This window comes from Actinomycetota bacterium, from assembly GCA_030684515.1.
Taxonomy (GTDB): domain Bacteria; phylum Actinomycetota; class Actinomycetes; order S36-B12; family S36-B12; genus UBA11398.
The window spans coordinates 166,051-186,460 of sequence record JAUXVJ010000002.1; the positions used below are offsets into that span (position 1 = coordinate 166,051).

General features: G+C 60.7%; 25 protein-coding genes. 15 read left to right on the forward strand and 10 right to left on the reverse strand.

Features of this window, described 5'->3' with window-relative positions; all coding sequences use genetic code 11:
* Nucleotides 1-7: 7 nt before the first annotated feature.
* Nucleotides 8-379: a DUF3817 domain-containing protein gene (locus Q8M73_00965; GenBank protein MDP2287122.1), complete on the forward strand. Its 372-nt coding sequence runs from the start codon at nt 8-10 to the stop codon at nt 377-379.
* Here the strand turns inward: Q8M73_00965 and Q8M73_00970 are convergent.
* Nucleotides 372-1,049 carry a uracil-DNA glycosylase gene (locus Q8M73_00970; GenBank protein ID MDP2287123.1) on the reverse strand — a complete coding sequence of 226 codons (678 nt, stop codon included), beginning with the start codon at nt 1,047-1,049 and terminating at the stop codon, nt 372-374. The two genes, Q8M73_00965 and Q8M73_00970, sit on opposite strands and share 8 nt — an antisense overlap.
* Nucleotides 1,050-1,121: 72 nt before the next feature.
* Here Q8M73_00970 and Q8M73_00975 point away from each other — a divergent pair, with 72 nt between their 5' ends.
* From Q8M73_00975 to Q8M73_01010, 8 genes are all read left to right on the forward strand, one after another.
* Nucleotides 1,122-1,967, forward strand: a complete 846-nt coding sequence (locus tag Q8M73_00975; GenBank protein MDP2287124.1) for a MaoC/PaaZ C-terminal domain-containing protein — start codon at nt 1,122-1,124, stop codon at nt 1,965-1,967.
* A gap of 30 nt (nt 1,968-1,997) precedes the next feature.
* Nucleotides 1,998-2,345 (forward strand): hypothetical protein, encoded by a 348-nt coding sequence (locus Q8M73_00980; GenBank protein ID MDP2287125.1) that lies wholly within the window; start codon nt 1,998-2,000, stop codon nt 2,343-2,345.
* 66 nt (nt 2,346-2,411) lie between these two features.
* The gene (locus Q8M73_00985; GenBank protein MDP2287126.1) at nt 2,412-2,474 is read left to right on the forward strand and encodes a hypothetical protein; all 63 of its coding nucleotides are present in this window, start codon (nt 2,412-2,414) and stop codon (nt 2,472-2,474) included.
* Nucleotides 2,458-3,624 (forward strand): sulfotransferase, encoded by a 1,167-nt coding sequence (locus Q8M73_00990; GenBank protein MDP2287127.1) that lies wholly within the window; start codon nt 2,458-2,460, stop codon nt 3,622-3,624. Before Q8M73_00985 ends, Q8M73_00990 begins: the two co-directional genes overlap by 17 nt.
* Before the next feature lie 68 nt (nt 3,625-3,692).
* Nucleotides 3,693-5,711: a thioredoxin domain-containing protein gene (locus Q8M73_00995; GenBank protein ID MDP2287128.1), complete on the forward strand. Its 2,019-nt coding sequence runs from the start codon at nt 3,693-3,695 to the stop codon at nt 5,709-5,711.
* Nucleotides 5,712-5,720: 9 nt separating this feature from the next.
* Nucleotides 5,721-6,482, forward strand: coding sequence for an isoprenyl transferase (locus Q8M73_01000; protein ID MDP2287129.1), 762 nt, complete (start codon nt 5,721-5,723; stop codon nt 6,480-6,482).
* A gap of 140 nt (nt 6,483-6,622) precedes the next feature.
* Nucleotides 6,623-7,951, forward strand: coding sequence for a PhoH family protein (locus Q8M73_01005; protein MDP2287130.1), 1,329 nt, complete (start codon nt 6,623-6,625; stop codon nt 7,949-7,951).
* Nucleotides 7,952-8,163: 212 nt separating this feature from the next.
* The gene (locus tag Q8M73_01010) at nt 8,164-8,802 is read left to right on the forward strand and encodes a hypothetical protein (protein ID MDP2287131.1); all 639 of its coding nucleotides are present in this window, start codon (nt 8,164-8,166) and stop codon (nt 8,800-8,802) included.
* A gap of 23 nt (nt 8,803-8,825) precedes the next feature.
* Here Q8M73_01010 and Q8M73_01015 read toward each other — a convergent pair whose 3' ends face one another.
* Together Q8M73_01015 and glpX are read right to left on the reverse strand one after the other, a co-directional pair.
* Entirely contained in the window at nt 8,826-10,490 is a 1,665-nt protein-coding gene (locus tag Q8M73_01015; protein ID MDP2287132.1) for a fumarate hydratase, read from the reverse strand.
* A 63-nt stretch (nt 10,491-10,553) separates the two neighbouring features.
* Nucleotides 10,554-11,585, reverse strand: a complete 1,032-nt coding sequence (glpX, locus tag Q8M73_01020; GenBank protein ID MDP2287133.1) for a class II fructose-bisphosphatase — start codon at nt 11,583-11,585, stop codon at nt 10,554-10,556.
* 79 nt (nt 11,586-11,664) lie between these two features.
* Between glpX and Q8M73_01025 the strand changes: the two genes are divergently transcribed.
* Nucleotides 11,665-12,216 (forward strand): DUF4245 domain-containing protein, encoded by a 552-nt coding sequence (locus Q8M73_01025; GenBank protein ID MDP2287134.1) that lies wholly within the window; start codon nt 11,665-11,667, stop codon nt 12,214-12,216.
* Here the strand turns inward: Q8M73_01025 and Q8M73_01030 are convergent.
* Both Q8M73_01030 and xseA read right to left on the reverse strand, forming a co-directional pair.
* The gene (locus tag Q8M73_01030) at nt 12,194-12,406 is read right to left on the reverse strand and encodes an exodeoxyribonuclease VII small subunit (protein MDP2287135.1); all 213 of its coding nucleotides are present in this window, start codon (nt 12,404-12,406) and stop codon (nt 12,194-12,196) included. The two genes, Q8M73_01025 and Q8M73_01030, sit on opposite strands and share 23 nt — an antisense overlap.
* Nucleotides 12,403-13,560 carry an exodeoxyribonuclease VII large subunit gene (gene xseA / locus Q8M73_01035; protein MDP2287136.1) on the reverse strand — a complete coding sequence of 386 codons (1,158 nt, stop codon included), beginning with the start codon at nt 13,558-13,560 and terminating at the stop codon, nt 12,403-12,405. The genes Q8M73_01030 and xseA overlap by 4 nt, the downstream gene beginning before the upstream one ends.
* 67 nt (nt 13,561-13,627) lie before the next feature.
* Here xseA and Q8M73_01040 point away from each other — a divergent pair, with 67 nt between their 5' ends.
* The gene (locus Q8M73_01040) at nt 13,628-14,587 is read left to right on the forward strand and encodes a 4-hydroxy-3-methylbut-2-enyl diphosphate reductase (protein ID MDP2287137.1); all 960 of its coding nucleotides are present in this window, start codon (nt 13,628-13,630) and stop codon (nt 14,585-14,587) included.
* On the opposite strand, the gene Q8M73_01045 is transcribed toward Q8M73_01040, so the two are convergent.
* A complete protein-coding gene (locus Q8M73_01045) occupies nt 14,584-15,327 on the reverse strand; it encodes a hypothetical protein (GenBank protein MDP2287138.1) in 744 nt (247 codons plus the stop codon). The genes Q8M73_01040 and Q8M73_01045 overlap by 4 nt on opposite strands.
* 14 nt (nt 15,328-15,341) lie before the next feature.
* Nucleotides 15,342-16,439, reverse strand: a complete 1,098-nt coding sequence (locus Q8M73_01050; GenBank protein MDP2287139.1) for a DNA recombination protein RmuC — start codon at nt 16,437-16,439, stop codon at nt 15,342-15,344.
* A 56-nt stretch (nt 16,440-16,495) separates the two neighbouring features.
* Here Q8M73_01050 and ychF point away from each other — a divergent pair, with 56 nt between their 5' ends.
* Nucleotides 16,496-17,569: a redox-regulated ATPase YchF gene (gene ychF / locus Q8M73_01055; GenBank protein MDP2287140.1), complete on the forward strand. Its 1,074-nt coding sequence runs from the start codon at nt 16,496-16,498 to the stop codon at nt 17,567-17,569.
* Between the two features lie 3 nt (nt 17,570-17,572).
* On the opposite strand, the gene Q8M73_01060 is transcribed toward ychF, so the two are convergent.
* The gene (locus tag Q8M73_01060) at nt 17,573-18,400 is read right to left on the reverse strand and encodes an SDR family oxidoreductase (protein ID MDP2287141.1); all 828 of its coding nucleotides are present in this window, start codon (nt 18,398-18,400) and stop codon (nt 17,573-17,575) included.
* A gap of 157 nt (nt 18,401-18,557) precedes the next feature.
* On the opposite strand from Q8M73_01060, the gene Q8M73_01065 reads away from it, so the two are divergent.
* Together Q8M73_01065 and Q8M73_01070 are read left to right on the forward strand one after the other, a co-directional pair.
* A complete protein-coding gene (locus tag Q8M73_01065) occupies nt 18,558-18,953 on the forward strand; it encodes a VOC family protein (GenBank protein ID MDP2287142.1) in 396 nt (131 codons plus the stop codon).
* Nucleotides 18,946-19,347: an ACT domain-containing protein gene (locus tag Q8M73_01070; GenBank protein MDP2287143.1), complete on the forward strand. Its 402-nt coding sequence runs from the start codon at nt 18,946-18,948 to the stop codon at nt 19,345-19,347. Before Q8M73_01065 ends, Q8M73_01070 begins: the two co-directional genes overlap by 8 nt.
* On the opposite strand, the gene Q8M73_01075 is transcribed toward Q8M73_01070, so the two are convergent.
* A complete protein-coding gene (locus tag Q8M73_01075; protein ID MDP2287144.1) occupies nt 19,344-19,670 on the reverse strand; it encodes a YnfA family protein in 327 nt (108 codons plus the stop codon). The two genes, Q8M73_01070 and Q8M73_01075, sit on opposite strands and share 4 nt — an antisense overlap.
* Nucleotides 19,667-20,107: a DUF3052 domain-containing protein gene (locus tag Q8M73_01080; GenBank protein ID MDP2287145.1), complete on the reverse strand. Its 441-nt coding sequence runs from the start codon at nt 20,105-20,107 to the stop codon at nt 19,667-19,669. The genes Q8M73_01075 and Q8M73_01080 overlap by 4 nt, the downstream gene beginning before the upstream one ends.
* A 79-nt stretch (nt 20,108-20,186) precedes the next feature.
* Between Q8M73_01080 and Q8M73_01085 the strand changes: the two genes are divergently transcribed.
* Nucleotides 20,187-20,396: a DUF4287 domain-containing protein gene (locus tag Q8M73_01085; GenBank protein ID MDP2287146.1), complete on the forward strand. Its 210-nt coding sequence runs from the start codon at nt 20,187-20,189 to the stop codon at nt 20,394-20,396.
* Nucleotides 20,397-20,410: the final 14 nt, after the last annotated feature.

Consider the following 20,410-nt stretch of genomic DNA (forward strand, 5'->3'; position numbering starts at 1 on the left):
GCGTCCCATGAAGGGAATCCCAGGCGCGGCACTTCGCTACAAGATCATGGCCTGGATTACTGGTGTGGTGCTGGCCAGCGCCTTCACGTGGATGCTCCTGCTCATCATCAAATGGATGGCTGACGGGTACGCGCTATCAGATTTCTTCAGCTCTAATGATCAAAAGCCCTCGCTGTACGGGGCTTTGTGGATTGTGCACGGATGGGCGTACTTCCTCTACCTGATTGTTGGCGTGGATCTGGCCTTCAGGCTGCGCTACAGCATTGGGCGAACTGTGCTGATCCTCTTGGCAGGCACGATTCCGTTCATGTCCTTCGTTGCCGAGCGCTATGTGCACAAAGATCTTCAGCGACGCGCGCAGCCAACTGCCGTCAGCTAGGCAGCTCCCAGTCAATCGCCTTGCCGCCTGCCCTTTCCAGCAGGCTGTTGGCCCGGCTGAATGGTCGTGAGCCGAAGAATCCTCGTTCGGCTGAGAGCGGGCTCGGGTGTGCACTGGCAATGATGGGGACATCTGGCATGAGTGACACAAGTGACTGTGCGTCCCGGCCCCACAAGATGGCAACCAAAGGCTTCTTGCGTGCGACCAAGCCGCGGATGGCAGCCTCAGTGATGCTCTCCCAGCCCTTGCCTCGGTGGCTGCCTGACTCACCTGCCTGAACGGTCAGCACCCGATTCAACAGGAGTACCCCCTGCTCACTCCAAGGGCTCAAGTCGCCATTGCGCGGCGCAGGCACGCCAAGATCTGTGACGAGCTCCTTGAAGATGTTGGTGAGGCTGCGTGGCAGGGGCTGAACTTGCGGTGCGACGCTGAATGAAAGACCGACCGGGTGACCCAGCGTCGGGTATGGATCTTGTCCCATGATCAAGACGCTGATCCGCGGCAGGGGTTGCCGAAATGCCCGCAGTATCTGTGAGCCGGCCGGCAGCCAGGGCCGCCCGGCGTTGGTCTCTTCCCGAAGAAACTCGCCAAGAGCAGTCAGATTCGCCTGCTCTTCTTTGAGCACTGGTACCCACGTGGGGTGCACCAGCTCCTCAAGTGGCAGCGCCATGGACCGACCCTATGTCGTGCCTTCTTTGCCAGAGGCGTCATGCGCGAGTGAGTCATTGACTAACGTGCGCCTGTGACTTCGCAGACTGAACCGACCGCTGAATATCAGGCCTACGTTGATGCCGATGCCGTACTTGCGTACGCCTTGGCAAGCAATGACCCGAACCCTCTTTGCAATACCGGCGAAGTGGTGTCGCCGCTGTTCACCGCGACCCTGGTGGTCAACGGATTTCGCTCGACGATGTCCCAAGCGGTGCCAAGCGGCGCGATCACTGGAACGCGTGCATCTGTGCATGGAATGCATGACGTCCACTACTTCGCTCCCGTGGTGCCGGGTTCGAAGGTGATTTGCACCGGCCGTCACTATGCAGTTCGGCAGACGGGTGCGGGCGTGGCGATCACTACTGAGCTTGATGTGCTTGATCTTGACCACCAGCTTCTGGTGCGTCACTACTGGACCGGCATGAATGTGGGAGCCACTGTGGATGGGGAGTTTGGCGAAGCGCCGCCGGAGCACCTCTTTCCAGATTCTGCTCGGTCCAAGCCCATTGACTCGTTGATCATGGAGATCACCGCTGATCAGGGCTTCAGGTATGGCGGAGCTTCCGGTGATCGAAATGACCATGCCATCAATGATGAAGCTGCGCGCGCAGAGGGGTTTCCCAGCAAGATCGTGCAGGGGCTGTGCACCTTTGCGATGTGCAGTGGAGCAGTGCTGAAGCTGGTGGGTGAAGGTGATCCCTCGCGTCTGACGCGACTGGCAGGTCGCTTCTCCTCGCCGGTTTTCCCTCGACAGCAACTTCAGGTGGATCTTTTCGATGCTGGAGTCTCTGCTGATGGCCGTCAGCTCGTGGCGTTCGAGGCGACTTCAAATGGCACGACTGTCGTGAAGCATGGTCGGGCAGAGCTCACCATCTAGCATCATCCCAACGTCTTGAAGGGGGACCACTTGCGCAATCCCAGAGTCTTGCTGCAGATTTCCATGCTCTCGATGGCCGCCGTGGTGCTCATCGGCCAGGTCATCCTGCCGTTCACCGACGCGGGTCGCATCGGCGGACTGTCTGCGGTGGTGATCGGCTCAGTATCGATCATCATGTTCGCCATTGCCTACGGCACACCGCCTCGATGGGAGTTCCTCGCACTGTCGGGCGCACTGTTCGCCTTGGCTTATGTGACAACCCAGGGGCCTGACCTCCAGGGCGGCGCCTACTTCATCATTCAGATCGTGCTGCCCCTCCTCGCCGGCCTCTGCGGCATCGCGGCCGCAGTCATCGGCTGGCGCAAGCCCAGGGCCTGAGCACTGCGAATGCGTCTGTGAGCCAGCCACACGCAACTCTTCTTCGAGCTGGTCTTCGTCTTCGCGCTGACCCAAGTCACATCCCTGCTCGCGCACGATCTTTCATGGCTTGGTGTCCTGCGCGACTAGGGCGTGTCTGGCGGTTGGCGGTGCCTGGGTGTTGGAGGCTGGCATCCATGACGACGAGCCCGCTGCTGCCCGCGACAGAGCCGTTGAGTGGTGCCGACTTGCGAGCTCCGCTGGACGAGCAGTGATCATGTCGGACCGCTCCAGTGAGCGTCCGACACCGGTGTTCACTGGGGGGACGGGAAAGAGCGGCACGACCGTGGTGGCGGCGCTCCTGGGACGCCACCCAGATGCCTACGCGAGCGTGCCGCGGGAGATCCGCCTCGTCACCGACCGGGCCGGGCTGCTGCAGTTGTGCTACGGACCGCCCCGCTCCACGAGCGTGGGCAGGCGCGTGACCTTCACCCTCCACCGGTGGGTGCTTCCGGCGAGGAACGAGCGAGCGCTCCTCAAGGAGTTCACCGCACAGATGAACGGTGCGTGGTGGAGTCGCGCCGGCCGCACGGCCGAGAGCGGCCTCGTGCGCAGCGTGGACCGCGCCGACCTCGACGTCCTCGTCGCCACCTTCCTGCGCGACTTCCACTCCGGCGCCGAGCAGGCGGCTCGCGAGCTCGTCTTCGGCATCATCGCGCATCAGGATGGCTACACCGGGCAGCGTCTGTGGATCGACAGCACACCGCTGAACATCGCCAACGCGGACCGGATCGCCCGGCTGCTGCCCGAGGCGCGATTTGTTCACATGGTCCGCGACGGACGGGACACCGCCGTGTCCATCACCCGGCAGCGCTGGGGACCAAACGAGCCCTTCGAGGCACTGAGGTGGTGGAGCGATCGCCTGGTGCATGCCTGGGAAGGATCCCGAGACCTGCCTCCCAGCTCCCTGCTGACCCTGCGACTGGAGGATCTTGTCGTCCACGATCGCGAGGCGAGCCTGGGCCGACTCAGCGACTTCCTCGGTCTGAGTGTGGCCGAGCGCATGCGCTCGTTCTTCGATACGCGCATGCCCGCCGACAAGGTGCGGGTCGGCTCATGGCGAAGCGCTGTGCCCGACCCGAACGCGTTCCAGCGAGAGTACGAACGACTCGTGGCGAGGATGCTTCACGCAGGGGTCCCAGCCGCGCTCCTGAGTGCGGGGGACGACCTCGGCGAGGAACCGCGCCCGTCCCCGCCAGCCTGCATGCACGAGGCGCCCCGCTCATCAGGACAGTCCTAGCCCAGGATCCCCGCAGTCGCGGGCCTACTGCCTCAGCCGGATCCAGTGATCCGCGAGAGGATGATGAGGTGCCCAACAGACTCGCGGCTGCGACCTCGCCCTATCTCCAGCAGCACGCGGAGAATCCGGTCGACTGGCAGGAGTGGTCACCTGAGGCATTCGACGAGGCTCGTCGTCGCGATGTGCCGGTGTTCCTGTCGGTGGGCTACTCGGCCTGCCACTGGTGCCACGTCATGGCGCATGAATCCTTTGAAGACGTCGATGTCGCCAAGGTCATCAATGATCGATTTGTAGCGATCAAAGTCGACCGCGAGGAGAGGCCAGATGTTGATGCGGTGTATATGCAGGCAACCCTGGCGTTGACTGGCAGTGGGGGCTGGCCGATGACGGTCTTCCTTGACCATGACCAGCAGCCATTCTTCGCCGGCACCTACTTTCCGCGGCACGCTCGAAGTGGGATGCCTGGGTTTGTTGATGTGCTGACGGCCCTCGATGAGGCGTGGACTCAGCGACGAAGTGATGTGCTTGATGTTGCTGGCCGCGTCGTCAGCGCGCTGCAGCAGCGGGTTGCGCCCTCTGGACAGGAGTTTCCCGGTTCGCAGGTGCTGACCGATGCCGTCACCCGACTGCGATCTGACTTCGATCTCGCCTACGGCGGATTCGGTGGGGCGCCGAAGTTCCCCCCATCAATGATTCTTGAGTTTCTCTTGCGCGAGGCTGCGCGAACGAACAACGCTGAGGCCTTGCTGATGGCCGAGCACACCCTTGACGCAATGGCACGTGGCGGCATGTACGACCAACTCGCTGGCGGTTTCGCTCGTTACTCAGTTGATGCGGCCTGGGCCGTACCTCACTTCGAGAAGATGCTGTACGACAACGCCCTGCTCCTGCGCGTCTATCTGCATTGGTATCGACTGACAGGTTCGGTCACCGCTGAACGCATTGTTCGAGAGACCGCAGAGTTCATGATCAATGAACTGATGACACCAGAAGGCGGCTTTGCATCGGCGCTTGACGCAGATACCGAAGGCGAAGAAGGCCGCTTCTATGTGTGGAAGCCAGTCGAATTGAACGCGGTGCTTGGCCAGGACGACGCAGCGTGGGTTGCGCAGCTCTTGCATGTCACAACGAGCGGAAACTTCGAGCATGACTCGTCGACTCTGCAGTTGCTCTCCGACCCAGACGATAGCGAGCGATGGCAGCGTCTTCGCGAACAATTGCGAGCCCATCGAGACAAGCGCGAGCGTCCTGGTCGCGACGACAAAGTGGTTGCCTCCTGGAACGGGCTGGCGATTGCGGCCTTGGCTGAAGCCGGAGCACTTCTGGAGGAATCCTCATGGGTTGAGGCTGCCTACAGCGCTGCGGACCTTCTCCTTGCGGTTCACCTGGGGGCGCATGGGGATGATCGTTTGAGTCGCACCTCACGCGATGGCATCGCAGGTGAGAACTACGGCGTGCTCGACGATTACGGCGGCGTTGCTGAAGGATTTCTCGCGCTATACCAAGTCAGCGGAGACGACACCTGGCTGACTTTGGCCGGAATGCTGCTCGATGTTGCAATCCAGCATTTTCGCGACGATCAGGGCGGCTTCTTCGATACGTCAGATGATGCGGCAGCCTTGGTCAATCGCCCGCGGGATCCAGCAGACGGTGCCGAACCTTCTGGCTGGTTCTCGGTCGCGAATGCCTGTGTGACCTACGCCGCGATCACAGGTGTTGCCCAATACCGTGAGATCGCTGAGCTCGCCTTGGCGATCGTGAGTGATCTCGCGCCACGCGCGCCGCGAGCCTGTGGTTGGGGATTGGCAGCAGTTTCGGCCCTGCTGGACGGACCCGTGGAGATCGCGATCATTGGTGATCCCCAGGATCCACGAACCCGTGGATTACGTCGGATCGCTCTTGCTGCAACAGCGCCAGGGGCAGTGATCGCCCTTGGTGAAGAGGGAAGCCAGACTCCGCTTCTGCGTGATCGAACCCTGATCGACGGCAGGCCCGCGGCATACGTCTGTCGTGGTTTCACATGCGATCTGCCCACGACGGAAATAGGGGTCCTCGCAAGTCAGGTGGGCACGCGTCTCGGGGAGTAGCCTGCGCCTGTGGGGTTATCAGACATCGTCTATGGCATCTATGAGCGGCACCTCAGGTCGCAGATAGAGGCCGATCAGGTACCTCGACATGTCGGCGTGATCCTTGACGGCAATCGTCGTTGGGCTGAAGCCCAGGGCTCGTCCTCCTCAGTTGGCCATCGAGCTGGAGCGGCCAAGATCGAGGAGTTCCTGGGCTGGTGCGAGGACGCCGGTGTTGAGCTCATCACCCTCTGGCTGCTGTCAACAGACAACTTGAACCGACCTGCTGGTGAGCTCACCGCGTTGATGGGCATCATCGAAGAAACCGTCACTGATCTGATGGCCCGGGCCAGATGGCGACTGCACCCAGTGGGCGCTTTGGATTTGCTGCCTGACAGCACAGCCCGACTTCTGAAAGAAGCCGAAGAGGCCACGTGCGATGCCTCCGGTCCGATGGTGAACATTGCGGTCGGCTACGGCGGTCGTCGCGAGGTTGTTGATGCCGTGCGCTCGCTGCTTCAAGAGCACTCTGGGCAGGGAACTTCCTTGGATGAGTTGGCACAGTTCATTGATGTCGAGCACATTGCCGAGCATCTTTACACCAAGGGTCAGCCGGATCCGGACCTTGTGATCAGAACCTCTGGCGAGCAACGGCTCTCGGGATTCCTGCTTTGGCAAAGCGCCCACTCGGAGTTCTATTTCTGCGAGGCCTACTGGCCAGACTTCAGACACGTGGACTTCTTGCGTGCGCTTCGTGCCTACGGTGATCGGCATCGGCGCTTCGGCGCCTGACGTTTACCTCGCCGAAACCTAGCGAACGGCGTGGCGTCTCCTGATCCAGACTCATCAGTTCTAGCGTCGTAGGCACGCGTTCGCAACCGCGGACGTGTTACCGCGCCGGGCCACGGTGGTGGCCCGTTATGGAGGCCTTCGTGCCCGTGTCTTCTCGCTCAGATGTGAACGCTGACTCCCGCACCTACGTTCTGGACACTTCTGTCCTGCTCTCTGATCCGACCGCGCTGCGGTCATTTGCGGAGCATGCGGTCGTCCTTCCACTCGTGGTGATCAAGGAACTTGAAGACAAACGGCACGACCCGGTCCTGGGCTATAACGCCCGCACAGTGCTGCGAGCCCTTGAGGCACTGCGCAAAGAGCCTGGCGCGGATCTGCGCAAGGGAATTGTCGTCAATTCGCACGGCGGAACAGTGCGCATTGAGATCAATCACGTTGATACTTCACACCTGCCTGATGCAATCCGCGCCGAGCGCAGCAATGACACGCGCATCCTGTCGGTAGCCGAAGGCCTCCGCCGTGATGGTCACCATGTGGTGGTCGTGTCCAAGGACCTCCCGATGCGCCTGCTTGCCCATGGCGCCCTTGGGATTCCCGCGGAGGAGTACCGAAATGAGCAGGTCCAGGATTCGGGCTACACCGGCTTGGTCGAGATCGAGGCCAATCGTGAGGATGTCGATGATCTGTACCAGCACGGCAGCATCGAGCTGTTCGATCACGACCTGCCTGTCAACACCGGCGTAGTCCTGGTCTCACCGACCTCTTCAGGCTTAGCCCGAGTCACAGTCGACAAGCGCCTGGAGCAGGTCCGTGGCGACCTGGAGGCCTTCGGGATTCATGGCCGATCAGCCGAGCAGCGCATTGCGCTGTCGCATCTGCTCGATCCTGAGATCGGCGTGGTCTCGCTTGGCGGCGCGGCGGGTACCGGCAAGTCTGTGCTGGCATTGGCGGCTGCATTGGAACTGGTGTTGGAGCGCCGGGAAGCCAAGAGGATCGTGGTCTTCCGCCCGGTGTTCGCTGTCGGTGGTCAGGAGATCGGATTCCTGCCCGGCACGGAGGCCGAAAAAATGTCCCCGTTCTCTGCCGCCACAAAGGATGCTCTCGATGCAATTGCCAGCGAGAACATCATCGACGAGATCACGGATCGCGGAATTCTGGAAGTGCTGCCGCTTACCTACGTGCGTGGCCGCACACTGACCGACACGATTGTCATCTTGGACGAAGCGCAGAACCTTGAGCGCTCCACCATCCTCACGGCGATCTCGCGTCTGGGCAAGAACAGCCGGGTCTTCCTGACACACGACGTGGCTCAGCGCGACAACTTGCGAGTGGGTCGGCACGATGGCATCGCTGCTGTTGTTGAACGACTCAAGGGCGAGTCCCTATTTGCGCACGTCACCTTGACCAAGTCAGAGCGCAGTCCGATTGCGGCTCTGGCGACACGACTGATTGACGACGGAATTCTCTAAAGTCGAACTTGAGGGTGGTGGACACCCTGTGGATAGACATGTGATGCCCGCCACCTGAGAGTGTTTGCCATGCGCGACTCGCCCGGTATTTCATGAGGCATTGAGTTATCCACAGGTTGGACGTGAGAAGCACCACGTCGAGTGTGGGTGACAGATCGGGCAACACAAGGCACCGTATTGTGAGGTATCCGACTGCGGAGGAGGTGATGTGCGTGCGCAAGGTCAGCCTTGTTGTATTCGCCGTCGCTTTGTCTGCTGTTGTTGCCAGCCCGGTATTTGCTGCGGGCGATCCGCCGCCCGTCCTGCACGGCGAGGCCGCAAAGCCGACTGTTGCTGTACCAACGCAAGCACCGGTTCCTGCTCCGGTTGCCACTGTTGCAGCAACGCCGACTCCAAGCGCAGCACCAAGCAGCGCAGCCCCAGCGCCGGCACCGGTAATTGATGAAGCCAGTCAGCGTGCCCTCGAGATCACCTACGCAAAGGGCGATGCGAAAGCGACCGACATGCACGGTGTGCAGGACAGTCTTTACCGCGGCAAGTGGTTCAACGCCAAGGATGAGGACAGGCGCCGATGCATCGTCAAGCGTGAGACCGGTGGCAATTACGAGTCAGTCAGTTCCGGCGGCACCTACCGCGGGGCCTATCAAATGAATCGGGCGCTGGCTGTTGGCGCAACTTGGATGATGCAGGCGGAAGTTCAAAAGGAACTGGGTGACGAGCCGGCGGCCTTGGTGCCAGAGCTACGCAAGGCACCCACCCAAAGTTGGAACCGCTACTGGCAGGACCGCGCTTTCTGGACTATCTGGCGCAATGGCGCCGGTGCCGGGCACTGGCGCGGAGCGGGCTGCTAGTTACTCCTACTTCTGCGCTCCAGTTACTTCGGAGCTCCAACCGGAATCCGGCTGATCAATGGTTTCATCGTCTCGGCAAAGAAATCGTTGCCCTTGTCATCGACAACGACGAAGGCCGGGAAGTCCACAATCTCGATCTTCCAGACCGCTTCCATTCCCAACTCAGGAAAGTCCAGCACCTCAACCTTGGTGATGTTGTCCTGAGCAAGCCTTGCCGCTGGTCCACCGATTGATCCGAGGTAGAAGCCGCCATTGGCCTGGCAGGCGTTGGTGACAGCTTGGCTGCGGTTGCCCTTGGCCAGCATGACCAGCGAGCCTCCGGCCTTTTGGAACTGGTCGACATAGCTGTCCATCCGGCCAGCAGTGGTGGGACCGAAAGAGCCTGAGGCGTAGCCCTCAGGGGTCTTGGCTGGCCCCGCGTAGTAGACCGCGTGATTGCGGAAGTACTCCGGCATCGGCTCGCCTCGATCCAGCATTGCCTTGATGCGTGCGTGCGCCAAGTCACGAGCCACGATGAGGGACCCCGTCAGGGATACCCGAGTTTTTACTGGGAGCTTTGACAGCTGCTCGCGAATGTCGGACATCGGCTGGCTGAGGTCGATGGCGACGACGTCGTCGTCGAGATGCTCATCGGTCACCTCCGGCAGGTACTTGGCAGGCTCGCGCTCGAGTTGTTCAAGGAAGACGCCCTCGGCGGTGATCTTGGCCTTGGCCTGGCGGTCAGCTGAACAGGAGACTGCGATGGCGACTGGAAGTGAAGCACCGTGCCGTGGCAGGCGAATGACTCGCACGTCATGACAGAAGTACTTGCCGCCAAATTGGGCGCCAATGCCGAACTCCTGTGTCTGCTTCCAGATCTCCTGTTCCATCTCCAAGTCACGGAAGCCGTGGCCGTCGGGGGATCCGTGCACTGGTAGACCATCGAGGTAGCGAGCACTGGCGTACTTCGCGGTCTTCAGCGCGTACTCCGCGCTGGTTCCGCCGACGACAACGGCCAAGTGGTACGGCGGGCAGGCAGCCGTACCCAGGCTGCGCAGGCTCTCATCAAGAAATGCGCGGAACGATGAGGGATTCAACAGCGCCGCGGTCTGCTGGTAGAGGTAGCTCTTGTTCGCGCTGCCGCCACCCTTGGCCATGAAGAGGAACTCGTACTCGGCTTCGTGACCGGCATGCGTGTTGGCATAGATCTCGATCTGCGCCGGCAGGTTTGTGCCGGTGTTGCGCTCTTCCCACATGTTCAGGGGCGCCATCTGCGAGTAGCGCAGGTTCAACTTCTCGTAGGCGTCGAAGATGCCGTGGGCCAGGTGCTCCTCGTCCTGGCCAGTGGTCCATACGTGCTGGCCTTTCTTGGCACTGACGATTGCGGTGCCGGTGTCCTGACACATGGGCAGTACTCCGCCAGCCGAGATGTTGGCGTTCTTCAGTAGGTCCAGTGCGACGAAGCGATCATTTGGGCTTGCCTCGGGATCGTCCAAAATGGTCGCCAGTTGCGCCAGATGCCCGGGGCGCAAGAGGTGCGAGATATCGCGCAGGGCCTCGTAGGCAAGCAATCGCAGGGCTGAGGGCTCGACTTGCAGGATTGTGCGTCCAGCGACGGTCGTCGTGCTCACTCCCTCGGTCGTGACAAGTCGATAGGGGGTGTGGTCCTCGCCGAGTGGAAGCAGTTCCTGGTAGTGAAATTCAGCCATGCTTGCAGCGTAGACGCGGTACTGCTCTGGGTCATCAGGAATGCAGAGTGACCCCTGACACCGTCAGTCGAGGTCAGGCTGGCCAGTACCGGGACTTTCAAAGTCCACTGCCGAGTACTGGCTGAGCTTGGCCAGACTGTGCTCGCTCTTGACTTCACGAATGGTGCCGCTCTTTCCGCGCATTACGATCGAATGCGTTGATGGACCGGCAGGCAGATAGCGGACTCCGCGAAGCAGTTCGCCATCGGTGATACCGGTGGCGCAGAAGAAGATGTTCTCGCCGGTGACGAGGTCATCGGTGCGCAGCACGCGGTTGAGATCGTGTCCGGCATCCAGCGCCTTGCGTCGCTCGTCGTCATCAAGTGGCCAGAGCTTGGCCTGAATCTCGCCCCCCATGCAGACAATGGCGCATGCAGTGATGATGCCTTCGGGAGTGCCACCGATACCGGCAAGCATGTCGACCCCAGTGCCTGCACGCGCGGCCATGATGGCACCAGCGACGTCACCGTCGGAGATGAACTTGATGCGGGCACCTGCATCGCGGACGTCGGCTATCAACTGCTTGTGACGCGGACGATCCAGGATGCAGACCGTGAGATCGGCGACCTGCTCTCCCTTCGCGCGAGCCAGTTGCCCAAGGTTCCAGGCGATGGGGGCGCCGATGTCGATGATTCCGGCACCTTCTGGTCCCACGACCAGCTTGTCCATATAGAAGACCGCGCTTGGGTCATACATGGCGCCGCGCTCAGCCACCGCGATGACCGATATGGCATTGGGCATGCCATTGGCCGCCAAGGTGGTGCCATCGATCGGATCCACCGCGACGTCTGCCTCGGCTCCGTGACCATCGCCTACACGCTCGCCGTTGAAAAGCATGGGGGCGTCGTCCTTCTCGCCCTCGCCAATGACCACGACACCGTTCATGGCGACGCTGCCAATCAGGGCTCGCATGGCGTTGACGGCAGCGCCGTCAGCGCCGTTCTTGTCTCCGCGTCCCACCCAGCGGGCCGCTGCCATGGCTGCGGCCTCGGTCACCCGTACGAGCTCGAGTGCGAGGTTGCGGTCGGGTACTTCTTGTCTGCTTGCCGTCGTCATGGCTGCGCCTCCTGCACGGAGCCTAATGAGCGAGCGGCCCTGGTGATCAACGCACACATGAATAGGTCATCATGAGTAGGTGACGACGACCACGCCAACTCCGACTGGGCGTCCGAATGCTCGGATGTTGCAGACCGTTGGAGACATGGTTCGTTCCATAGTTGTGGTGCTGGCCGCTGTAGCAGTGATCTTGATCCTCACTCACCGGGCTTCGCCGGATCCGGTTCGAGAGGTGTCGATCATCGATCCCCTGACCTTGGCCAACATCAGTGCTGACTATCCGATTCTGGTGCCTGAAGGCCAAGACGGCTATCGCCTGACCAGTGCTCGCTGGGAGACCACCGAGCCGGGTGTTTGGCATCTGGGTTACGTCACACCTGAGACCAACTACGTGCAGGTGGAGCAGTCAGCAAGCAAAGAGCTTGACTTCGTCAGCGATCAACTGGGTGGCACGACAAGGGCTGGCACGAAACTCATTGATGGTGACGAGTGGAACGCCTATGCCGGCTCAGGCAAGGCCGCACTCGTGCGCACCAGCGATGGCGTGACCACTGCGGTGACAGGCACGGCCCCAATGGCTGAGCTGATCGCCGTTGCTGATTCGCTCGCTACTCCTGCTGAGACTCGCTAGCGCCTTCGAGTTGCTCGCGAGCCGTGCTCAGCCACTTCTGGCAATGAGCCGCAAGGAGTTCTCCTCGTTCCCAAAGGGCCAGTGACGCCTCAAGAGTGTGTCCACCAGCTTCGAGTGCCTGCACTACTTCAGCGAGTTCATCGCGCGCCTGCTCAAAGGAGAGAGTGGAGACGTCGGCTGGCTTACTCATGATTCCTCCGCTGGGGTCTGACGTACCTCGACATTGAAACTGCCCTTTGCCACTCGTATGCGGAGTTCCTGGCCGGCTGTCACTTCGTTTGCATCTCGAATGATCTCGATCCTGGCACTGGTGACAATCGCATAACCGCGATCCAGGGTTGCTGCAGGTGAAAGCGCGCGAACGCGGGCCGCAAGATGCTCCACATCTCGACCGGCGCTTTCGATCTGATTGGCCACTCGCGTACGGACGCGACGCAGCAGGTCTTCAGCGAGCGAACTCTCGCGGTCGAGTCGAGTGCGCAGAACCGACGAAGACCGCGCCTGCAAAGCGCTGACGATTCCAAATTGCTCCTGCCATGACGGCACGATGCGCTTGGCGGCGTCGGTTGGAGTAGAGGCGCGGAAGTCGGCGACCAGATCCAGCAGAGGTGCGTCCTGTTCGTGGCCAATCGCAGAGACCACCGGAGTGATACAGGCAGCAACTGCGCGTACCAGCGACTCATTGCTGAAGGGCAGGAGATCTTCAACACTGCCGCCTCCGCGAGCAATGACGATCACATCGACGTCTGCGATGGCGTCAAGGTCTTGCACCGCCTCGGTGACTGCAGCGACCGCCTGCGCTCCTTGCACCGCTACCTCGCGCACTTCAAAGGGGATGCCTGGCCAGCGATCCGCAACATTGACCAGCACGTCATGCATGGCTGCGCTGTTGCGCCCACACACCAGGCCGATACGACGGGGCAGGAAAGGCAAGGGCTTCTTGCGCTCAGGGGAGAAGACGCCTTCGGCCGCAAGGAGTGCGCGCAGACGTTCGAGTTGTTCAAGCAGAGTGCCAAGGCCGACAGGGCGGATCTCTTTGGCGCGGAACTGCAGACTGCCTCGCCCTGTCCAGTACTCCGGTTTGGCGTGGACCAGGATTCGCTGGCCTTGTTCCAGAGGCGGAGTAACCCCGCCAATCAGCGCGGCGTCAGCCACGACCGTAAGTGACATATCAACGTCTGGATCGCGCAGAACCAAGTAGATGTTGCGTGCTCCGGGTCGAGGGCGCAGCTCGGCGATCTGGCCATCAATCCACACGCCGCCGAGTCGACCTATCCACTCGCCAACCATCCGCGAGACTGTCCGGACCGGAGCTGGCTGCTCTGGGGAGGATTCGAAGGCCATTGCCGCAGCGTATGCGCCCATCAGCAGCGAATGTGTACCCAGCAGCGGACACACCTACGATGGGAGCATGTCAAGCCAAAAGCGGGTCCTGCTGGCTGCGCCGCGAGGCTATTGCGCAGGCGTAGACCGCGCAGTGACCACGGTCGAAAATGCGCTGCACACCTATGGTGCGCCGGTCTATGTCCGTAAAGAGATCGTGCACAACCAATACGTCGTCCAGTCTCTGCGTGATCGCGGCGCCATTTTTGTTGAAGAACTCGATGAGGTGCCTGAGGGTGGCACAGTGGTGTTCTCCGCGCACGGGGTTGCCCCCACGGTGCACGTGGATGCAGCAGAACGCGGTTTGAAGGCAATCGATGCGACCTGTCCCTTGGTCACCAAGGTTCATGCCGAGGCACGCCGCTTTGCTGCCGAAGGATACGAGATTCTCTTGATCGGTCATGAAGGTCATGAAGAGGTTGTCGGCACAACGGGCGAAGCGCCCGAGGTGATCACGCTGGTCCAGGACCCTGCTGCTGCGGCCAGTATTGAAGTATCCAAGCCAGACAAATTGATCTGGCTTTCGCAGACGACTCTGTCAGTTGACGAGACTCTCGAGACTGTTGGAGTTCTGCAATCGCGTTTTCCCGGTTTGGAGAGTCCGCCCAGCGACGACATCTGTTATGCGACGCAGAACCGCCAAGCCGCAGTGAAAGCGATATCGCCGGACTGCGATGTTGTCATCGTGGTTGGTTCGGGTAACTCATCGAATTCCGTGCGCTTGGTTGAAGTTGCTCTCGAGGCAGGTGCGAACGCGTCGTACCGCGTTGATGGGGCTCATGAGCTTCTGCCCGAGTGGTTCAACGATGTAGCTGTTGTGGGCTTGACCAGTGGAGCGTCAGTGCCCGAGATCTTGGTGCGCGATGTGCTGAGTTGGCTCGCTGAGCGCGGGTTCAACGATGTCGAGGAAGTGACCACCACGGTCGAGAAGCTGGTGTTCGCGCTGCCGCCAGAGCTGCGCCGCGACATGAAGGCTGTTCAGTCTTAACGACGTGAACGAACGACAGCAATAGCCAGGCAAACCAAGGTAGTGCCGATTACCCAGAACCAGTTGTCGGCCAAGGTGAAGAAGCTGTTATTGACCCAGGCAAGAACCGCGCCGCCCGCGCGACTCTGACCGAGTTGCCCGACAGTGATCGCTGCGATACCGAAGGCAATTGGTGGGGCGATCACACTCACAGTGACTTCACTTGCGCGAACGCGCACTGCGCAGTAGATCGAACTCAGCAAGAACCCAACACCGGTGATCCAGCCCAGACCTGCGCCACTGACTATGGAATCAATCAGGCCAGCGATCAGGGTTGCTCCGATGACGATGACATAGACAGCAGAAGGAGTCAGCCCTGGTTCTTGGCGTTGGCGTTGAGCCATTTCAGCCAGCTCCTCTGGTATCTGGCCTGGAGATGCGACGATGACCGGCGCAGCCCTTGGTGCAATCGGATCAGCTTCAGCGGCAACAGCGACCGGCGACTCGGACTGCAGGGTCATGGTGCGCAGTTGGGCGGCCTCAGACGCACTCAGGGCGACCAAGGTGTCGGAATCGGCAGCTGCGCCTCTGCTGCGAAACAAGCGTCCGGTGCCGCTGCTCGTTGCCGGCAGCCTTGGAGCTTCGGGCTCAGGAGTGGGCTCAAGCGGGGGGGTGGGCTCGGATGCAGCCTCGGCCGGGCGAAACAGAGCCCGGAAGTCATCGTCCTGGGCTGGATCGTTGAACCCAGGGCTGCCTGTCACGGTTCTTACGGTACTCAACCGACGTCCATATTCAGTTCAGGTGCGCTCAGTGGTCGCGTTGTGGTGTGCAGCATCGTCGGCGGTACCAGTGGGGTGTCGCTCGTGCCGAGATCACTGAACTGTCGAGCAGTCACAAGAACTCGGGACTCAAAGGAGCCAACGGCCTTGTTGTAATGGCCAACGGCCGCGTCCAAGGAGGTGCCGACTCGAGCGAAGTGCGCCGCCATGGTGGCCAGGCGATGGTGCAATTCGACACCGAGCACGCGGATCTCCTCGGCGTGCTCGGCCAGGCTCTCTTGCCGCCAAGTCAAGGAGACGGTGCGCAGAAGCGCGAACAAGGTGGTGGGAGTTGCCGGTACGACCGAGCGCTCGAAGGCGTAGTCGAGTAAGTCAGGCCGTGCCTGCAGTGCGGTTTCGAGCAATGCCTCGGAGGGTAGAAACATCACCACAAACTCAGCAGTGCTCGGTACGAGGCGTTGGTAGTCGCGAGACTTCAGCGAGTCCACATGGCGAACGAGCGCATCGGCATGCTGCTGCAGTCGCAACTGCACCGTGGCCTCATCGACCGCCTGCTCGGCTTCAAGAAAGGCCGCCAGCGGCACCTTGGCATCAATGACCACGCAGCGGCCACCTGCCAATTGGATGATCATGTCTGGACGGCCCACAGTGTCCGCGGAACCGAAGCTGGCTTGCTCGACGAAGTCGACGCGATTCAGTAGTCCGGATGACTCGACCAGGCGACGCAATTGCATTTCACCCCATCGACCGCGTGCGCCGGAACGGCTGAGTACCTCGGCCAATCGCGAGGCCTCCCGGCGGACATCGTCAGTAGAGCGCTGCAGGACCTGCACCTGGCTCTCCCAGGTAGTGGTCAAGGTGGTGCGAAGTTCAGTCTGCGCCTGCACGTTCATGCGCTCGTGCCGCTCAACTTGAGCAGCCAGCGCCTGCAGAGATTCAGTGACAGGTGACAGGGCTTGATTGACGCCAGCTTCCTGATTGAGCTGGTGCTGAGCGCGCTGCCGCATCAACGCCGCGGTGATCGCAGCGCCGACGAAGGCGCCGATTGCCAGGAGGAACAGGACCGATACGAGGGGAAGATCGCTTGTCGCCATGGCCGGACCATGGCACGCCCATCTGACATTTCGGCGGTCTGACAGGATGACCCGCCGTGGCCCTCACCATCGGAATCGTCGGACTGCCCAATGTCGGCAAGTCAACGCTCTTTAATGCCCTGACCAAGAACGACGTGCTCGCGGCGAACTACCCGTTCGCAACGATTGAGCCCAACACTGGAGTGGTGGGGGTTCCCGATCCACGCTTGGAGGTGCTCGCGGGCATTTTCGGCTCCGAAAAGATCCTGCCCGCCACCGTGACCTTTGTCGACATCGCCGGCATCGTGAAGGGTGCGAGTGAGGGTGCAGGCCTTGGCAACAAGTTCTTGGCGAACATCCGTGAGTCAGATGCCATCTGCCAGGTGCTGCGAGCATTCATCGACGAGGACGTTGTCCACGTTGAGGGTCGGGTGTCACCCGAAGAGGACATGGCCACCATCAACACTGAGCTGATCCTGGCCGACATGCAGACTCTGGAGAAGGCAATCCCTCGTCTTCAGAAGGAAGCTCGCACCGACAAATCGCGCAGTGTGATTGTGCAGGCCGCTGAAGAAGCGATGGTCATCCTTGACGAAGGCAGCACGCTGTTTCAGTCCAAGGTTGACGTAGAGCCCTTGCGCGAGCTGTTCCTCATGACTGCCAAGCCTTTCGTCTATGTCATCAATGTTGATGAAGACGAACTGGGTGACGAAGAGTTCAAGGAGCGGATGCGACGCCTTGTGGCGCCGGCAGAAGCCGTGTTCCTTGACGCCAAGTTGGAAGCCGAACTCAGTGAGCTCGAAGACGATGAGGCGATGGAACTGCTCAGCTCGGTTGGGCAGGAAGAGTCCGGTCTCAATGCGCTTGCGCGCGTTGGCTTCGCAACACTAGGACTGCAGACCTATCTGACTGCGGGGCCCAAGGAGTCACGTGCCTGGACGATCCCCAAGGGTGCAACGGCACCGGAAGCAGCAGGCGTGATTCACACCGACTTCCAAAAGGGATTCATCAAGGCTGAGATCGTCTCCTTTGAAGACCTCGTTGCAACTGGGTCGATGGCTGAGGCAAAGGCCAAGGGCAAAGTGCGGATGGAAGGCAAGGACTACGTCATGGTCGACGGCGACGTGGTGGAGTTCCGCTTCAACGTCTGAGTCCTAGTCGTTCGGGTCAGTCGTGTACCGGTGCATCGTCATTGCGATGGTCTGAGTGGTTCCCGCATCTACCGCCAGTTCAGTAGCCGTGATCCAACGGGATTCGTCAGATGCGAAGAACGAGACAGCCCAGGCGATGTCCCAGGGGTTTCCTTCAGTGCCAAGCATTCCCGCGCGGCGACGCAATTGACGGAAATCCTCTCCACCACCTGAACCCATTGGACTGTAGATGTGTCCAGGGAGGATGGTGTTGACCCGGATGCCCTCGCGTCCGTGCATGAGGGCAAGGTCACGGGTCATTGCCTGCACGGCACCTTTGGATGCCCCGTATGCGGAAGACCCCGTGGCCCGGATGCCCGCAATCGATGAGATGTTGACGATGGATCCGCCACCGGCCTCCTGCAATGCAGGAAGAGCCGCGCGAGTCATGTGCACAACGCCAAACATGTTGACCTCAATCACCTGTCGCCAGGCAGCAAGATCACCATCAAGGATTTGGCCGCCGTTGCCGACAATGGCGGCGTTGTTGACGAGTGTTGTGAGCGAACCGTAGGTATCCACGATCTGACGAACAGCTTCAACACAGGATTCTGGATCGGTGACATCTGCCTGAAGGACAGTCGCTTCGCCGCCGACTTCCTTGATCAAGTCGAAGGTGTGTTGAGCGCGGTCGGGGGAGAAGTCCAAAATGCCGACCTTCGCACCCTGAGCGGCGAGCAGGATCGCAGTGGTTGCTCCGAGCCCGAGAAACTCTCCTTCACCCCCACCGCCTGTGACGACAGCGACTGACCCAGCAAGCCGTTGGGGATTGACTTTCGTGGGCAGAATCATGAGCCACCTCTCGCGCCAGCATTGTGATCATTGAATTGTCTGCTTGCGGGGCCGCTTGGACGGTAGCAGCGGGCGTGCCAAGAGGTGCGGCAAATTGTGCGAATGCAACAGATTTTGAGGTTGCTGTTGCAAATAGGATTTGTGGATCAAATCTCGCATGCACCTCCACGCTGTCACTGTCCTTGTCGATGACTACGACTCGGCCATACGTCACTACGTCGACGATCTTGGCTTTGTCCTGCTTGAGGATTCTGCGCTCAGTCCGTCAAAGCGCTGGGTGCGGGTGGCTCCGAGCGCTGACAGTGGCAGCTGCTTGCTGCTGGCGCAGGCCTCGAATGCCGAGCAGCAGGCAATGATCGGTCGTCAAGGCGCAGGCCGCGTGCAGTTCTTCCTTCACGTTGCTGACTTCGATGCTGAGTTCGCCAGAATGCGCGAATGCGGGATCGAGTTCATCGGCGAACCTCGAATTGAGGAGTACGGGAAGGTGATTGTGTTTTCCGATCGCTATGGAACCCTGTGGGATCTCGTGCAGCCGTTTGACCAGCATGACTGAACTGGCTGAACTTCCAGGCGAACTGTTTGTCTACAAGTTCGCTTCACTGGCGACGGTGCCGTTCGACTCGTTGGTTGCTATCGGGCAGTCCACCTTCTGGAATCTCGCAGCGACTCCGGATGAAGTCTCACTTGTGGCACCGGCGCTTGTGGTTGGCGACGATGTGCCTGTTGTTGGTCCTTGGATCGGCTTTCGGGTCTTGGGCAATCTGGACTTCGCGCTGACCGGAATCCTGGCAGCGCTCACCTTGCCATTGGCTGCTGCCGGGGTCAGTGTGTTCTCGGTGTCGACCTATGACACGGACTATCTCCTGGTGAAGTCGGCAACCCGGTCGGCAGCAATCGCAGCCTGGATGGATGCAGGTATTTCATGTGAGAGCTCCCAACCGGACTAGCGTGGGCCGTACATGATGACGCCGACGCCGACGAGGCAGATGGCAGCACCAATCAAGTCATAGCGATCGGGAGTGAAGCGATCGAAGACAATCGCCCAGGCCAGCGACCCGGCAATGAAGACACCGCCATAGGCGGCGAGCACCCGGCCGAAGTTGGGATCTGGTTGCAGTGATGCCATGAAGCCGTAGAAACCAAGCGACACCACACCAAGGCCTACCCAGATAAGGCCCTTGCCTTCCCGCACTCCCTGCCAGATCAACCAGGCGCCACCAATCTCGGTGATGGCTGCGAGCACGAACAGCGCTATGGACCGAGCAATCATGCTGGCCCGATTCGGAGTTCTTTGCGGATGACACATCTCAATGCCGACCAGGTGGCGTCGATCGCGCAGGTCTTCACGTCGACCGGGCCCGTTGGCAGCACCACTTCACGTATGACGTCCTCAGTGATGCTCGTCGGTCGTCCGCTGGTTTTCTTGGGCCGGGCCAGCCACAAGGCGCGGTTGGGGAACGCGGCCTTGTGAAGTCGGAGGATCTCTGTCTCCAGTGCCGCGCGCTGTTCGTAGAAGGCGAGCACCAGATCTGTTGACGCTGAGATTTGCTTGGCCAGTGGTACACCAGCGGGAATCGGATCAAGGAGTGAAGTGACATCCGCGGGGGCGTGGAGCGCGGCAACACGGGAGCCTGACTTGATGCCGAGTTTCGTCGCCAGCGGAGCAACTGAATAGCCGGCCATGATGAAAGTCAGGCTATCGGGCAATACTGCGCCTGCCGTGAACGCGAAGGGAAATGCTGCCCGAATCCTTGGCTAGTGCCGTGAGGTGCGCAAGAATTCCGCCGTGGCTGAAAAGGTGCAGGGGCCCAAGTCCTACTTCCCGTCGATTGAGAAGAAGTACGGACAGCCGATCGACTACTGGATGACACAGTTGGACTCAGTAAAGGATCACAAGCACATGGATCAAGTGAACTGGCTCAAGAGGGAGTTCGGCATGGGCCACGGGCATGCCAATGCAGTCGTGGCTGTCTACCGGCAGGAACGCGGGCTCTAGGAGATCTCATGCTT